Genomic DNA, 15452 nt, shown 5'->3' with positions numbered 1-15452 from the left:
GGCCTATGCGCATGCGGGCCGCGGCGGGATCGTGCAGGAAGAGGCCGCGGGCGACGCAGTGAATGACGTTGCGCGCGATGAAGAAGGCCTGCCGGGTGCGGTGCTGGCGGCGGACTACCTGCATGCGAAGGCGGAGACCGAGCAGCGTCTGCGCGCGCTCGGGCTGCCGCTCGTCGTGGTGCGGCCGTCGCATGTGGTCGGCCACACGGTGCTCGGTACGCGGCCCGCGCCGAATTCGTTCTGGATGTTCCGGCTCGCGCATGCCGCGCGCCGTTTCACCGCGCGGCCGATGACGCGCATCGACATCGTGTCGGTGGACGACGTGGCGCGCGCGACGATGCTGCTGGCCGTCAAGCCGACGCTCGCGCACGACCTGTATCACGTGTCGGCCGGAGACGAGGCGCCGCAGGTTGCTCAGATCGTGCGTGCGATGGACGAGGCGGCGGGGATGACGGGCGCGCCGCGCTATGCGGCGTGTGCGCCAGCCGAGTTGCCGCTCGTGGTGCGCGATGTGCTCGGGCGGACCGATCCGGCACTCGAGCGCGTGATCGGCCGGGCACTGCAGCGCTGCGGGGAATTTGCGACGGTCGATCGCGTGTTCGACAATCGCCGCGTGCGCGACGAAATCGATTTCGAGCCGTTGCCGTTCATCGATTACGTCGAGGAATGCATGCGCACGTCGCGCGGCGTGGCCGTGACCGAGCTGATGCGCGGCGCGGTGCACTGATCGCCCGCGCGGCACCGGCGCCCGTTCCCGCGGCTGGCGGGAGCGGGCGCCGTTTTCACGTGTTGCCGCCGAGCTCGATGAGCCGGTCGAGCGCGCGATAGATGTCTTCGAGGCCGTCCTGGCCGAACCGCGATTCGAGCTGCCGGTACTGCTCGTCGATTCGCGGACCGATTTCCGTGACCAGTTTCCTGCTTTGCGGCGTCAGGCTCACCAGCAGCCGACGCTGATCTTCCTGCGCGCGCGTGCGCGTGATCAGGCCGTCGCGCTCCATCCGTTCCAGCACGCCCGTGAGGCTCGGGCTCAGGATGCAGCAGCGTCGTGCGATCTGTCCCGCTTCGAGCGCTTGCGCCGGTTCGCCGTCGAGCACGCGGATGATCCGCCATTGCTGTTCGGTCAACGCGAATTCCTTGAGAATGGGGCGAAACAGACCCATCAGCGTTTCGCGGGCCTCGAGCAGCAGCATGGCCAGGTTGCGGTGGTCGAGCGTACGGTTCATCGGGGAGAGCAGAGGACGGGGACGCATCAATCTTAACAGCCGTGAGGAGTGAATTTCGCATATCAGGGTAATCGAGGTTGCCAGCGCTCGATTGTTTACTTAAGATATTAACTATTGACGATGCGCCGCGACGCGCGGCAGGGGAATGACGCATGGAGCTGTCTTGCACGACCGCCGCGGCGCCGCCGTTGCCGGTTGCCATCGGTACCGTCTACGGTGCGCTGCTCAACGAGCGTGCGGCGCTCGACGCGCTCGGCGATACCGTGAACGCACCGCCTTACGGTCGCCCGCCGCAGGCGCCGATCCTGTACATCAAGCCCGCCAATACGCATGCGACCGACGGTGCGGCCGTCGTCGTGCCGGCTGGCGTCGACGCGCTGGAGATCGGCGCGTCGGTGGCCGTCGTGTTCGCCCGCCGCGCGACGCGCGTGCCGGCCGCGCAGGCACTCGACACCCTTCACGGCTTCACGCTCGCGAGCGACGTGTCGGTGCCGCATCCCGATTACTACCGTCCGGCCGTGCGCTTCAAGTGCCGCGACGGTTTCTGCCCGCTGGGCCCGGCCATCGTGCCGGTCGCCGCGCTGGGCGATGTCGATGCGATCGGACTGACCGTGCGGATCGATGGCGAGGTGGCCGTGTCTGCTTCGACGGCCTCGCTGATTCGCTCCGTGCGTGAGCTGATTGCCGACGTGACGGCCTTCATGTCGTTCGACGCGGGCGATGTCCTGCTGCTCGGCGTTGCCGGCGGCGCGCCGCGCGCCCGCGCGGGCAGCACGATCGAGATCGCCGCCGCCGGGATCGGCACGTTGCGGCACACGCTGATTGCGGAGGAAGGACGATGAAGACGGCGCGCGTGATCTACAACGGCGCACTGCATGCGGCCGAACCGGCCGGCGACGGTGCGATCCGCCTCGATACGGGGCGCGTCGTGGCCGAAGAGGTGGTCGAGTGGCTGCCGCCCGTCGCGCCGCGCACGACGTTCGCGCTCGGCCTCAACTACGCCGACCATGCGAAAGAGCTCGCGTTCAAGGCGCCGAGCGAGCCGCTGATCTTTCTCAAGGGGCCGAACACGTTCATCGGCCACCGGTCGCGCACCGTGCGCCCGGCCGACGCCACCCACATGCATTACGAGTGCGAGCTGGCCGTCGTGATCGGCCGGCCCGCGCGCAACGTGAGCCGCGCGCAGGCGCTCGACTACGTGGCCGGCTATACGGTCGCGAACGACTACGCGATCCGCGACTATCTCGAGAACTACTACCGCCCGAACCTGCGCGTGAAGAACCGCGACACCTGCACGCCGCTCGGGCCGTGGTTCGTCAGCCGCGACGAGATCGGCGACGCGGGCGACCTGATGCTGCGCACGACGGTGAACGGCCAGGAGACGCAGCGCGGCAGCACGCGCGACATGATCTTCGACGTGCCCGCGTTGATCGAGCACATCAGCGGCTTCATGACGCTCTCGCCGGGTGACCTGATCCTGACCGGTACGCCCGAGGGGCTGGCGGACACGAAGCCGGGCGACGAGGTCGTGACCGAGATCGAAGGGATTGGCCGGCTCGTGAACACGATCGTCGGCGAAGCAGACTACTATCGCGCCGGCTGAGCCCGTCGCCCAAGGAGAGAGCATGACCATCAAGCACTGGATCGACGGCCGCGAAGTCGAGAGCCGCGAGACGTTCACGACGCTGAATCCCGCGACGGGCGATGTCATTACCGACGTCGCATCGGGCGGTGAGGCCGAAGTCGACGCGGCCGTGCGCGCCGCGAAGGAAGCGTTCCCGAAATGGGCGAACACGCCCGCCAAGGAGCGCGCGAAGCTGATGCGCAAGCTCGGCGAGCTGATCGAGAAGAACGTGCCGATGCTCGCGGCGCTGGAAACGCAGGATACCGGCCTGCCGATTGCGCAGACGAGCAAGCAGCTGATTCCGCGCGCGTCCGAGAACTTCAACTTCTTCGCGGAAGTGTGCGTGCAGATGAACGGCCGCACCTATCCGGTCGACGACCAGATGCTGAACTACACGCTGTACCAGCCGGTCGGCGTGTGCGCGCTGGTGTCGCCGTGGAACGTGCCGTTCATGACCGCGACGTGGAAGACGGCGCCGTGTCTCGCGCTCGGCAACACGGCCGTGCTGAAGATGTCGGAGCTGTCGCCGCTGACGGCCGACCAGCTCGGCCGCCTCGCGCTCGAAGCCGGCATCCCGCCGGGCGTGCTGAACGTCGTGCAGGGCTATGGCGCGACGGCCGGCGATGCGCTGGTGCGCCATCCGGACGTGCGTGCGGTGTCGTTCACCGGCGGCACCGTCACCGGCAAGCGGATCATGGAGCGTGCCGGTCTCAAGAAGTACTCGATGGAGCTGGGCGGCAAGTCGCCGGTGCTGATCTTCGACGACGCCGATTTCGACCGCGCGCTCGATGCATCGCTGTTCACGATCTTCTCGATCAACGGCGAACGCTGCACGGCCGGCTCGCGGATCTTCGTGCAGCGCACGATCTACGATCGCTTCGTGCAGGAATTCGCGCGCCGCGCGAACAACCTGGTGGTCGGCGATCCGTCCGATCCGGCCACGAATCTCGGCGCGATGATCACGCGCCAGCACTGGGAGAAGGTGACGGGCTATATCCGCATCGGCGAGCAGGAAGGCGCACGCGTGGTCGCGGGCGGCGCGGACAAGCCGGCGGGCCTGCCCGACCATCTGCGCAACGGCAACTTCGTGCGGCCGACCGTGTTGGCCGATGTCGACAACCGGATGCGCGTCGCGCAGGAAGAGATCTTCGGGCCGGTCGCGTGCATCATCCCGTTCGAGGACGAAGACGAAGGGCTGCGGCTCGCGAACGACACCGCGTACGGGCTTGCTTCGTACATCTGGACGCAGGATGTCGGCAAGGTGCATCGCCTCGCGCGCGGCATCGAGGCCGGGATGGTGTTCGTGAACAGCCAGAACGTGCGCGACCTGCGCCAGCCGTTCGGCGGCGTGAAGGAATCGGGCACCGGGCGAGAGGGCGGTGAGTACAGTTTCGAGGTGTTCGCGGAGATCAAGAACGTGTGCATCTCGATGGGTTCGCACCACATTCCGCGCTGGGGCGTGTGACGGGCGCGGGTCGTTTCGCTGCAAGAATGATTCCTTGGCCGGCACGCCGGCCAAGCATGGGGCTGGAGTAAGCGCTGGAGCGTTGACTCCAGCCGACCGCGAAGCATGGGGCTAGAGTAACCGCTAAAGCGTTGACTCCGGCCGACCGCGAAGCATGGGACCGGAGTAACTGCTGAAGCGCTAACTCCGGCCGACCGCGAAGCATGGGACCGAAGTAAGCGCTAAAGCGCTAACTCCGGTCGACCGCGAAGCATGGGACCGGAGTAAGCGCTAAAGCGCTAACTCCGGTCGACAGGAGACTTGAACGATGGGCAAATTGTCCCTCGCCGCAAAAATCACGCACGTGCCGTCGATGTACCTGTCGGAATTGCCCGGCAGGCATCACGGCTGCCGCGAGGCGGCGATCCGCGGCCATCAACTGATCGGCGAGCGCTGTCGCGCGCTCGGCGTCGACACGATCGTCGTGTCGGACGTGCACTGGCTCGTCAACGCCGGCTATCACGTGAACTGCAATGCGCAGTTCTCGGGCACGTACACGAGCAACGAGCTGCCGCATTTCATCCGCGACATGCAGTACGCGTATCCGGGCAACCCGGCGCTCGGCCAGCTGATCGCCGAAACGGCTACCGAGCGCGGGATCGCGACGCGCGCGCACGAGATCGACAGCCTCGAACTCGAATACGGCACGCTCGTGCCGATGCGCTACATGAACGCCGACCAGCACTTCAAGGTCGTGTCGATCGCCGGCTGGTGCATGTGGCATCAGCTCGACGAAAGCCGGCGTTTCGGCGAGGCGCTGCTCGAAGCGATCGAGAAAAGCGATTCGAACGTCGCGTTTCTCGCGAGCGGATCGCTGTCGCATCGCTTCAACGACAACGGCAGCCCCGAGGAATCGATTCACGAAATCAGCCGCGAATTCTTCCGGCAAGTCGACCTCCGCGTGGTCGAGCTATGGAAGCAGGGCGATTTCAAGACCTTCTGCGCGATGCTGCCCGAGTACAACACGCATTGCCACGGCGAAGGCGGGATGCACGACACGGCGATGCTGCTCGGCTTGCTCGGCTGGGATCGCTACGACAAGCCTGTCGAGATCGTCACCGACTATTTCGCGAGTTCGGGGACCGGGCAGATCAATGCGATCTTTCCGTTGTCCTGAACACTACGCCACGCATTCGACAGGAGACTAGCCATGCCCCATATCGTCGTCGAATACACCGCGAACATTCGCGACGACGCGCGCATTCCCGCGCTGCTGCGCACGATCAACGCCACGCTGATCGCGCAGGGCGGCGTGTTCCCGACGGGCGGCATCCGCTCACGCGCGATCGAACTGCAGGACTATTGCGTGGCCGACGGCACGAAGGACGACGCGTTCGTCCACGTGACGCTCAAGATCGGCTCGGGCCGCACCGACGAGCAGAAAAAGGCCGCGTGCGACGCGCTATTCGACGCGATCAAGGCGCATTTCGCGGAACTGTATGCGAAACGCTACCTTGCGCTGTCGATGGAGCTGACCGAGTTCAGCGAAAGCGGCTCGTACAAGCACAACAATATCCACGCCCGCTACAAGCGGGCTAGCTGAACCCCATTCCCGATCCGACCATGCTCGAACCCGCCATCATCGACCAGCTCGCGCAGCGTCTGCACGACGCCGAGCGCGAGCGCAAGCAGATCCGCCAGATCTCGCTCGACCATCCCGACATCACGATCGACGACGCGTATGCGATCCAGCGCGCGTGGGTCGCCCTCAAGCTCGCGGAAGGCCGCACGCTGAAGGGCCACAAGATCGGCCTCACGTCGAAGGCGATGCAGAACACGTCGCAGATCGACGAGCCCGACTACGGCGCGCTGCTCGACGACATGTTCTTCGCCGACGGCGGCACGATTCCCACCGGCCGCTTCATCGTGCCGCGCGTCGAGGTCGAGCTCGCATTCGTGCTCGGTAAGCGGCTGACCGGCCCGGACTGCACGATCTTCGACGTGTACGACGCGGTTGATTACGTCGTGCCGGCGCTCGAGATCATCGACGCGCGCAGCCAGTCGATCGACCCCGACACGAAGCGGCCGCGCAAGGTGTTCGACACGATCGCCGACAACGCGGCGAACGCGGGCGTCGTGATCGGCGGGCGGCCCGTGAAGCCGCAGGACGTCGACCTGCGCTGGGTCGCGGCGATCATGTCGCGCAACGGCGTGGTCGAGGAAACGGGCGTCGCGGCCGGCGTGCTGAACCATCCGGCGAACGGCGTCGCGTGGCTCGCGAACCGGCTGTCGCGCTTCGACGTCGCGCTGGAACCGGGGCAGATCGTGCTCGGCGGTTCGTTCACGCGGCCGTGCGCGGCGCGGCCGGGCGACACGTTCAGCGTCGACTACGGCCCGCTCGGGACGATCCAGTGCTACTTCGAGTGAGGTAAGCGAGCGATGCAGATTCCTTCGAATGTCTTCAAGGCCGCGCTTGCACGCGGTGACGCGCAGGTCGGGCTGTGGCTCGGGCTCGCGAATCCGTACAGCGCCGAAGTAGTGGCGGGTGCCGGTTTCGACTGGCTGCTGATCGACGGCGAGCATGCGCCGAACACGGTGCCGACGATCCTCGCGCAACTGCAGGCGATCGCGCCGTATCCGTCGCATCCGGTCGTGCGCGTGCCGTGGAACGATCCGGTGATCGTCAAGCAGGTGCTCGATCTTGGCGCGCAGACGTTGCTGGTGCCGATGGTGCAGAGTGCGGACGAAGCGCGCGTGGCGGTGGCGGCGACGCGTTATCCGCCGCATGGGATTCGTGGCGTGGGCAGTGCGCTGGCACGTGCGTCGCGGTGGAATCGCGTCGGTGATTACCTGCATCGCGCGAATGACGAGATGGCCGTGCTCGTGCAAGTCGAGACGCGGGCAGGGCTCGATGCGATCGATGCGATTGCGCGGGTCGAAGGCGTCGACGGCGTGTTCATCGGGCCGGCGGATCTCGCGGCCGATCTCGGGCATCTCGGCAATCCGGGGCATCCGGATGTGCAGGCGGCAATCGACGGTGCGATCCGGACGATCAAGGCGGCCGGCAAGGCGCCGGGCATTCTGAGCGCCGATGAGGCGGCTGCGCGGCGCTATCTGGAGGCGGGGGCGTTGTTCGTCGCGGTTGGTGTCGATACGACACTGCTGGCGAGGAGTGCGGAGCGGTTGGCTGCGCAGTTCAAGGGGAAGGGCGCAGAGGCCGTGAAGAAGGGGGGCGGGACGTATTGAGCGAAGCGGGGCGGCAGGCGTTTTCCGTCGGTCGCATGTTTTCCTTCCGCGGTGCGGCTTCATGTATGCGCATGGCCGCGCCTATTCCTCGCCGCGCCGTCCTGCCTCCATATACCTCCCCGGCGTCGTCCCCAGCGCCCGCCGGAACATGTCGATGAACGCGCTCACGTTGTCATACCCGAGATCGAGCGCGATCGTCGTTACCGGCACGCCGTCGGCAATTCTCTCCAGCGCCCGCAGCAGCCTGGCCTGCTGACGCCACTGCGCGAACGTCAGCCCTGTCTCCGCGACGAAGCGGCGGCTCATCGTCCGTGCACTGACACCGGCCCATTCGGCCCATTCCTCCAACCGACGGTTGTCCGCGAGATCCGCGGCAAGCGCATCGGTGATCTTTATCAGCCGAGGATCCTGCGGCCGCACCAACCCCAGCGCCTCGATTTCCGACGACGCGATTTCATCGAGGATCACGTCGGCGATCCGCGTCCGCGCGGCATCCAGCTCCGAACCATCCCAACTCGCCGCGCGCTGCACGGCCTCGCGCAGCAGCGGCGTCGTGCGGATCGCGCGCGGCGTATCCGGCAGCGCCGCGCAGCGTGCTTCGGCAACGAACGCCGACCAGCCGGAAATCGGGCCGAACGAGCGCAACGAATGCCGGCAATGCGGCGGAATCCAGATCGCATGGATCGCCGGCACGACCCAGTCCTGGTCGTCGAGCCCGATCGTCAGCAGCCCGCTCAGCGCGCCGACGAGCTGGCCGCGCGCATGCGCGTGCGGTGGCGTCACGCGCGGGTCTCGTTGCGACAGGACGGCCGCGACGACGAACGGGCCGTCGTCGGACGTGACGAATCGAGCGGGAAGAAGGGGATCTGACATGGCCGGATATCGGTATCGAATGGCCGTTATACCGGAGATCGGCCGGATTCGCACGCCTACACTGCGTCCATCGATGACAACCGGAGTACGACACGATGCGAGCCGAACAGATGCTTCCCGACCATGCCGACCGGATCGAGGCCGACGGAACGACGATCCGCAAGGGTACCGTCGGCGCGTTCCTGGTCAACGCGCGAGTGCTGACCGACCCGACCGCCGCGCCCGCCGACCGGGCGCGCGCGGAGGCCGACACGATCGATGCATTGCCCGCGTTGCGCGCACTTGGCCTGTTCGACGTGCTGGACGTACGCGATCCCGCGCTGCGCGCGTGGCTCGATGCGCAATGACGCGCGCCGCAATCGTCGACCGAAATCCCCGATTCAAGGAGCAACCATGAAAGCAGCAGTCGTGACGGGCGCCGGCGAGCGTCCCGTTCATATGGAATTCGACGCGCCGCGTGCGATGCCGGGCCACCGCCTGATCGACGTGACGGCGTCCGCGTTGAGCCGGATCGCGCAGGCACGTGCGTCCGGCACGCATTACTCGTCGGACGGGCGTTATCCGTTCGTCGTCGGTGTCGACGGCGTGGGCCGTCTCGACGACGGGCAACGCATCTATTTCTTCGGCTCGCCCGCACCGTTCGGCGCGATGGCCGAGCGCGCGATCGCACCCGATACACGATGCGTGCCGCTGCCCGACACGCTTGACGACGTGACGGCCGCGGCGATCGCGATTCCCGGGATGTCGTCGTGGGCCGCGTTGACCGAGCGTGCGCAACTCGTCGCGGGCGAGACGGTGCTCGTCAACGGCGCGACGGGTACGTCGGGGCGGCTGGCGGTGCGGATCGCGAAGCACCTCGGCGCCGCGAAGGTGATCGCGACCGGCCGCAACGCGGCCGCGCTGCAAGCATTGCTCGGTGCGGGTGCGGATGCCGTCGTATCGCTGCAGCAGGACGACGCGCATCTGGCGCGTGCGCTCGAGCCGCATTTCCGCGCGGGCGTGGACGTCGTGCTCGACTATCTGTGGGGGAGCAGCGCGCAGGCGTTACTGGTTGCCGCAGCGAAGGCGACGCCCGATGGCCGCCGGTTGCGCTTCGTGCAGATCGGCTCGATCGGCGGCGCGGACGTGCTGTTGCCGGGCGCGGTGCTGCGGGCGACGGCCATCGAGCTGATGGGCAGCGGCCTCGGCAGTGTGTCGCTGCCGCGCCTGCTAGCCTCGGTGCGCGGCGTATTCGACGCGGCCGGGCCGGCTGGCCTGACAATCGAGACGCGGGCCGTGCCGCTGGCGGACGTCGGCGCGCATTGGGACGACACGAGCAGCGTGGTGCGTCCGGTTTTCACGATGGGCGAGGGCAGATGATGAAGGGGCGGCGCACGGCTTGGCCGCACGCACGGCGGGCGCCGTGTGCGCGCGTGATCTCGTCAGGATACCGATGGGTTCGGTGAGCCACTTCGTGCAACCACCAAGGGTAGGGCAGCCAGCCGGCGACGCGGCGCGCAACGCGCGCCCCGCCACCCGCCACCCGGTGTAAGACTCAGAACCGCTGCTGAATCCCCGCCGTCACCCCGACCTGCGTGGTGCCGTAGCCGTTGACGTCACGCGATACGCCGACCTTCTGCCCATGCTGCCCGATCGCGAACGCACCGGCTGCGTACAGCACCGTGCGCTTCGACAGCGCGTATTGCGCGCGCATCGACACGAGCGTCGGATCGGCATCCGTGCCGCCCTTGATGTTCTGGTGATACACGGCGCCGATCAACGAGAACGTCGGCGTGAACTGATACGACCCGCCGACCCAATACATGTCGCTCAACTGATTCGCGGCGCTCGTGTGATACGTGCGCTTGTAGTTGCGATAGCCGGCCATCGTCTTCAGGTTGCCGAAGTCGTAGCTCAGGCCCGCATGAATCCCCTGGATGTAGTTGACCGGATCGGCCGGCGTCACGCTGTCGGACGCGCCGTTCTGCCGGTCGAACGCGAGCACCGCGGCGAACGGGCCGCCCTCGTAGCCGATCGCCGCATCGTATTTCGAGCTGGTCTTCACGCTGCCGGGCACGTTGCCGAAGCCGTACATCGCACCGAACTTGAAGCCGCTGAATTCGCCGTCGTAGCGCACCGCATTCGACGAGCGCGTGAACATGCCATCCTTGCGGCCGCCGGTCGCCATCGACGAGGTCGCCCACGAGTAGTTCTGCGCATAACCCATCGGGTCGAACGGCAGCATGTAGTCGTAGGTGACGGTGAAGTTGCGGCCGAGCGAGATCTCGCCCCACTTGCCCTTCAGGCCGACGGTCGCGCGGCGCCCGAAGATCGAGTCGGGGCCGTCGTCGGATGCGCCGTTGGCGAGATCGATCCCGCTTTCGAGGCGGAACACGGCCTTCAGCCCGCCGCCGAGATCCTCGACGCCGCGCAGGCCCCAGCGCGACGTGTTCTTGTTGCCGGACTTGAGCTTGTACGAATTGCCGCCTTCCGGCGCCGCGTGGTTGGCGAACTCGATGCCGGCATCCATGATCCCGTACATCGTGACCGACGACTGCGCGTGCGCGGCGCCGGCGGTAAGCCCGGCGACGGCGGCCGAGCCGGTAAGGACGGCGGCGCGAAGGGAGCGTTCTGCGCGTGACTTCATTGACGGTGTCTCCTTGGTTCTTGTGAGTGGGTGAAACAGGGCGAAACAGGGTGAAGCGAATGCGGCGCGCAGCACGCCGCGGCGGACGCCAGAAGACGTCCGCCGGACATGCCGGTCATGACACGACGGAAAGCGCGCAGGTGGCGGGCGGAGCGCCCGCCGCACGGGTCAGCCCGCTTTCGCGAACGCCCAGCAGTCGTTGGTCGGGAATTCGATCCAGTGCTTGCCTGCCGCACGCGGCACGTGGCCGAACGCACGCAGGCGCATCTCGCCGCAATGGAACAGGTACTCCCAGCGGTCGCCGAGATACATCGACGTGACGAGGTCGGCCTGCAGCCGGTTCGCGCCGGGGCCGTCGGCGACCTGTACGCGTTCGAGGCGGATCACGGCCTGCGCGTCCTGGCCCGGCGCGAACGTGTCGCGGGCGAGCGCCTGCAGTTCCCAGCCGTCGCCGGCGAGCGTCACGCGTTCGCCGTCGACGGCCGCAACGCGCGCATCGATCCGGTTGTTGCTGCCCATGAACTCGGCCGTGTACAGCGAGCGCGGCGCACCGTACAGCTCGGCCGGCGTGCCTTCCTGTTCGATGCGGCCGTTGCGCAGCAGCAGGATGCGATCGGACATCGCCATCGCTTCGGTCTGGTCGTGCGTCACGCACAGGGCCGACAGCCCAAGCGACACGATCAGCTCGCGCAGCCACGCACGCGCTTCCTCGCGCAGCTTGGCGTCGAGGTTCGACAGCGGCTCGTCGAGCAGGATCACCGGCGGGTTGTAGACGAGCGCGCGAGCAATCGCGACGCGCTGCTGCTGGCCGCCCGACAGTTGATGCGGGAAGCGCTCCGCGAGATGGCCGAGGCCGAGCTGGTCGAGCGCGGTCTGCACGCGGCGCTTCTGTTCTGCCGGTGCGACGCGGCGCAGCTTCAGCCCGTAGCCGACGTTGTCGGCGACGGTGCGGTGCGGCCACAGCGCGTACGACTGGAACACGAGGCCGAGCGAGCGCTGCTCGACGGGCAGGTCGACGCGCTGCGCGCCGTCGAAGAACACGCGGTCGTCGAGCTGGATGCGGCCGTCGGACGGCTGTTCGAGGCCGGCCACCGCGCGCAGCAGCGTGGTCTTGCCGCTGCCCGACGCGCCGAGCAGGCACACGACTTCGCCGGCCTTCAGTTCGAACGACACGCCCTTGAGGATCGGATTGGTGCCGTAGCTGAGATGCAGGTCGTCGACGATGAGCTTATCCATGAAGTTTCACTCCGAAACGCAGGGCCACGCCGGGACCGGCACCGACCATCGCGATGTTGATGACAGAAAGCGCGGCGACCTGGTCGACGGCGCCGGTCGCCCACAGCGACACGAGCAGCGCGCCGATCACTTCGGTGCCGGGCGACAGCAGGTAGACGGCCGTCGAGTATTCACGTTCGAAAATCATGAAGATCAGGAGCCACGCGGCGAGCAGGCCGAAACGCACGAGCGGCAGCGTCACGTCGAGCGACACGCGGCTGCGCGTCGCGCCGACGCTGCGGCCGGCTTCCTCGAGCTCGGGGCCGACCTGCAGCAGCGCGCTCTGGATGAGCCGCATCCCGTACGCGAGCCACACGACCGTGTACGCGATCCAGATGCTCCACATCGAGTTCTTCAGCTCGCGCAGGCCGGGGACGAACAGGAAGATCCACAGGAACGCGAGACCGGCGAGCAGGCCGGGCACCGCGCGCGGCAGCAGCACGAGGTAGTCGAGCAGCTTGGTGGCCCAGTCGGGGCGGCGGTGGCCGGCGAACGCGACGAGCGAGTAGAAGCCGATCGCGAGCGCGCCGCCGATCACGCCGATGCCGAGCGTGTTGATGATCGCGCGCACCAGGTTGTCCTGCTCGAACAGCTCGATGAAGTTCGACAGCGTCAGCACCTCGGCAAGCGCGACACCTTCGCCCCAGTTGGTCACGAATGCGCGCAGCACGATGCCCGAGATCGGCACGATCACCGTCAGCATCAGCCACAGCGCGACGATCGCGAGCGCGACCCAGCGCCATACGCCGAGCGGCAGCACCGTCGCGCGGCCGGCCTTGCCCTTCACGGTGACGAAACGGTTCGCGGTTTTCAGCAGGCGACGCTGCAGCAGCACGAGCGGGAACGTGATCGCGACGATGCACACCGCGACCGCGGCCATCAGGTGATACGACGGCACGCCGAGCTTGTTGGTCAGCTTGTACAGGTAGGTCGCGAGCACGAGGTGGCCTTCCGGATCGCCGAGCACGAGCGGCAGCCCGAACACCTCGAAGCCGAGGAAGAACACCAGCACGCCGGCGAACAGCAGCGCGGGCATCGTCATCGGTAGGCTGACGTCGAGCGCGACGCGGAACGGGCGGGCGCCCGCCACGCGGGCGGCTTCCTCGACGTCCGAGCCGAGGTTGCGCAGCGCGGCCGACGAGTACAGGTACACGTGCGGCACGTGCGTGAGGCCGACGATCACCGTGATCGCGAAGATCGAGTACACGTTCCAGGGCACGTTCTGCAGCCCGAACAGTTCCTTGAACCACACCGAGTAGAAGCCGACCGGGCCAGCCGCGACCACGTAGCCGAACGCGAGCACCATCGGTGACACGAACACGGGCGTGAGCAGCAGCGGTTCGAGCCAGCGGCGGCCGGGCAGGTCGGTGCGCACCATCAGGAACGCGAGGATGCCGCCGAGCGGGATCGAGATGAACAGCATCCCGCCGGCGATGATGAACGAGTTCTTCACGGCCGACCAGAAGTCGGGATCGCTGAAGATGAAGCGGAAGCCTTCGATGCCGAGCGTCTTGTTCGCATCGAAGAACGGTGCGGACAACAGGCTCTGGAACAGGATGAAGCCGAGCGGCAGCGCGACCGCGATGGTCAGCACCGCGACGACGATCCAGCGCAGCATGCCGGCGAGCGGCTGCAGGCTGTTGACCGGCAGCGCGGGAATCGCATCGCGCGGGCCGGTGGTGGGCGGAACGGCCGGTGCCGTTCCGCGTGTGCTGGTTGAAAGCATGAGTTCGCCCCTGCGGCCATCCGGATGGCCGCCTCAAGGAAGTCGGTAAGGGGAAGGGGCCGCCCGCGCCGTGTGCGGCGGGCGGCCGGCAGTCAGCGGATCAGCGCTTGATCGCCTGCTGCCATTGCTTCAGGAAAGCAAGGCGCTTCGACTGGTCGAGATAGACGAGCAGGCCGGTGCCGATCTGGATCGGCTTCAGCGAATCGCCGAGTTCCTTCGTGAGGCTCGCGGCCGACGTTTCGCCGGTCACGTCCGCGCGGATCGCGTACAGGTTCGCCTGGTTCGCGATCAGCGTCTGGCCGCGCTTCGACAGCAGGTAGTCGACCCACAGCTTCGCGGCGTTCGGGTTCTTCGCCTTCTTCGACACCGTGGCGAGGCGGCTCACGACTTGCGTGTAGTCCTTCGGAAACACGTAGCCGATCGACTTGTCCTTCTTCGCCTTTGCGTATGCATACGAACCGATGATGTTGTAGCCGATCAGGTTCTCGCCCGACGAGATGCGCTCCATCATCGCGCCCGTGCTCGACTGCAGCTTCGGGCCGGTCGCGCCGATCGCCTTCACGAGCTCCCACGTGACCTTCTCGTTCACGTGCGCGTCCTGGGTCAGGTAGTTGAAGCCGACGCCCGATTTCTCGATGTCGTAGGTCGTGACCTTGCCCTTGAACTTGTCGGCCTGCGTGGTGAGCAGCTTGATCAGGTCGGCGCGCGTGGTCGGTACTTCGTTCTCGGGGATCAGGCGCTTGTTGTAGACGATCGCGAGCGGCTCGAACGTCGTGCCGTACGCCTGCTTCTGGTACTGCGCCCATTGCGGCACGTTCGGGCTTTCGGGCGAATCGTAGGACGCCATCAGGCCGTCGTTGACGAGCTTGACCTGCAGGTCCATCGCCGAGCTCCACAGCACGTCGGCGCTGGTGCTGCTCGCCGCGTTCTCGCTGATGTAGCGGTTGTACAGCTCGGTGCTGTTCATGTCGTTGTATTCGACCTTCACGCCGTACAGGCTTTCGAAGTCCTTGATCAGCGGGCGCACGAGGCCCGTGTCGGTCGTCGAGTAGACGATCAGCTTGCCTTCCTTCTTCGCGGCGTCGATCACGCCCTGGTAACTCCCCGGATACCCGGCCGGTACCTGCGCGGCGGCGCTGCCGGCGGCAGTGCCCAGAACGACCGCCAGCGCGGCGGCGAGGTGCTTCGGTGCAAACGGCATGTCTTCCTCCAGTTACGTCTAGGTGTTGTTCGAGTGGAGCGGATGTTAATTGCGGCGCACTTTCAGCCTGCTTTCATTTCGGTAAGCAATCGTGTCGTTTGTGTCATGGATTTCCCGAGGTCGAAGCGGCGGCGGCCGCGCGTTTCGCGGCGCGCGGCACGGTTAGGCAAGGGAGGGAAGCGGGTTGCCGCGAGGCGCGGCAAGGATGGCTGGG

16 protein-coding genes are annotated in these 15452 nt (G+C 66.9%); 10 read left to right on the top strand and 6 right to left on the bottom strand.

What is annotated here, in order from left to right; genetic code table 11:
- On the top strand, window positions 1-727 hold a 727-nt coding region (locus G3N93_RS18870), incomplete at its 5' end, for an SDR family oxidoreductase (protein WP_206133695.1).
- A gap of 55 nt (window positions 728-782) precedes the next feature.
- On the opposite strand, the gene hpaR is transcribed toward G3N93_RS18870, so the two are convergent.
- Complete coding sequence (hpaR, locus tag G3N93_RS18865) at window positions 783-1223, bottom strand: homoprotocatechuate degradation operon regulator HpaR (RefSeq protein ID WP_039356885.1); 441 nt, start codon at window positions 1221-1223, stop codon at window positions 783-785.
- A 152-nt stretch (window positions 1224-1375) separates the two neighbouring features.
- On the opposite strand from hpaR, the gene G3N93_RS18860 reads away from it, so the two are divergent.
- From G3N93_RS18860 to hpaI, 7 genes are all read left to right on the top strand, one after another.
- A complete protein-coding gene (locus G3N93_RS18860) occupies window positions 1376-2065 on the top strand; it encodes a fumarylacetoacetate hydrolase family protein (RefSeq protein ID WP_174935568.1) in 690 nt (229 codons plus the stop codon).
- Window positions 2062-2826, top strand: a complete 765-nt coding sequence (locus G3N93_RS18855; RefSeq protein ID WP_174935561.1) for a fumarylacetoacetate hydrolase family protein — start codon at window positions 2062-2064, stop codon at window positions 2824-2826. Before G3N93_RS18860 ends, G3N93_RS18855 begins: the two co-directional genes overlap by 4 nt.
- Window positions 2827-2848: 22 nt before the next feature.
- Entirely contained in the window at window positions 2849-4312 is a 1464-nt protein-coding gene (gene hpaE, locus G3N93_RS18850) for a 5-carboxymethyl-2-hydroxymuconate semialdehyde dehydrogenase (protein ID WP_174948728.1), read from the top strand.
- A 307-nt stretch (window positions 4313-4619) separates the two neighbouring features.
- Complete coding sequence (gene hpaD, locus G3N93_RS18845; protein ID WP_174935551.1) at window positions 4620-5468, top strand: 3,4-dihydroxyphenylacetate 2,3-dioxygenase; 849 nt, start codon at window positions 4620-4622, stop codon at window positions 5466-5468.
- Between the two features lie 33 nt (window positions 5469-5501).
- Window positions 5502-5894: a 5-carboxymethyl-2-hydroxymuconate Delta-isomerase gene (locus tag G3N93_RS18840; protein ID WP_206133694.1), complete on the top strand. Its 393-nt coding sequence runs from the start codon at window positions 5502-5504 to the stop codon at window positions 5892-5894.
- A gap of 20 nt (window positions 5895-5914) precedes the next feature.
- Window positions 5915-6718, top strand: a complete 804-nt coding sequence (gene hpaH, locus G3N93_RS18835) for a 2-oxo-hept-4-ene-1,7-dioate hydratase (protein WP_011355380.1) — start codon at window positions 5915-5917, stop codon at window positions 6716-6718.
- A 12-nt stretch (window positions 6719-6730) separates the two neighbouring features.
- Window positions 6731-7537 carry a 4-hydroxy-2-oxoheptanedioate aldolase gene (hpaI, locus tag G3N93_RS18830; protein WP_206133693.1) on the top strand — a complete coding sequence of 269 codons (807 nt, stop codon included), beginning with the start codon at window positions 6731-6733 and terminating at the stop codon, window positions 7535-7537.
- Between the two features lie 81 nt (window positions 7538-7618).
- Here the strand turns inward: hpaI and G3N93_RS18825 are convergent, their stop codons facing one another.
- Window positions 7619-8410 carry a helix-turn-helix domain-containing protein gene (locus G3N93_RS18825; RefSeq protein WP_206133692.1) on the bottom strand — a complete coding sequence of 264 codons (792 nt, stop codon included), beginning with the start codon at window positions 8408-8410 and terminating at the stop codon, window positions 7619-7621.
- A 95-nt stretch (window positions 8411-8505) separates the two neighbouring features.
- Between G3N93_RS18825 and G3N93_RS18820 the strand changes: the two genes are divergently transcribed.
- The gene (locus tag G3N93_RS18820) at window positions 8506-8757 is read left to right on the top strand and encodes a hypothetical protein (RefSeq protein WP_206133691.1); all 252 of its coding nucleotides are present in this window, start codon (window positions 8506-8508) and stop codon (window positions 8755-8757) included.
- 46 nt (window positions 8758-8803) lie between these two features.
- The gene (locus G3N93_RS18815) at window positions 8804-9769 is read left to right on the top strand and encodes a zinc-binding alcohol dehydrogenase family protein (RefSeq protein WP_206133690.1); all 966 of its coding nucleotides are present in this window, start codon (window positions 8804-8806) and stop codon (window positions 9767-9769) included.
- Window positions 9770-9944: 175 nt separating this feature from the next.
- On the opposite strand, the gene G3N93_RS18810 is transcribed toward G3N93_RS18815, so the two are convergent.
- The 4 genes from G3N93_RS18810 to G3N93_RS18795 form a co-directional block, all read right to left on the bottom strand.
- Window positions 9945-11036, bottom strand: coding sequence for a porin (locus G3N93_RS18810; protein WP_174935539.1), 1092 nt, complete (start codon window positions 11034-11036; stop codon window positions 9945-9947).
- Between the two features lie 168 nt (window positions 11037-11204).
- Window positions 11205-12272, bottom strand: a complete 1068-nt coding sequence (locus G3N93_RS18805; RefSeq protein WP_174935537.1) for an ABC transporter ATP-binding protein — start codon at window positions 12270-12272, stop codon at window positions 11205-11207.
- Window positions 12265-14037 carry an iron ABC transporter permease gene (locus G3N93_RS18800; RefSeq protein ID WP_206133689.1) on the bottom strand — a complete coding sequence of 591 codons (1773 nt, stop codon included), beginning with the start codon at window positions 14035-14037 and terminating at the stop codon, window positions 12265-12267. Before G3N93_RS18800 ends, G3N93_RS18805 begins: the two co-directional genes overlap by 8 nt.
- A 100-nt stretch (window positions 14038-14137) precedes the next feature.
- Window positions 14138-15238 (bottom strand): ABC transporter substrate-binding protein, encoded by a 1101-nt coding sequence (locus tag G3N93_RS18795; protein WP_174935534.1) that lies wholly within the window; start codon window positions 15236-15238, stop codon window positions 14138-14140.
- Window positions 15239-15452: the final 214 nt, after the last annotated feature.

The organism is Burkholderia sp. Se-20378 (genome assembly GCF_017104665.1).
Lineage (GTDB): Bacteria > Pseudomonadota > Gammaproteobacteria > Burkholderiales > Burkholderiaceae > Burkholderia > Burkholderia lata.
Note: the sequence above shows the minus strand (reverse complement) of the source record. Positions and strands in the feature narration are given on the sequence as shown.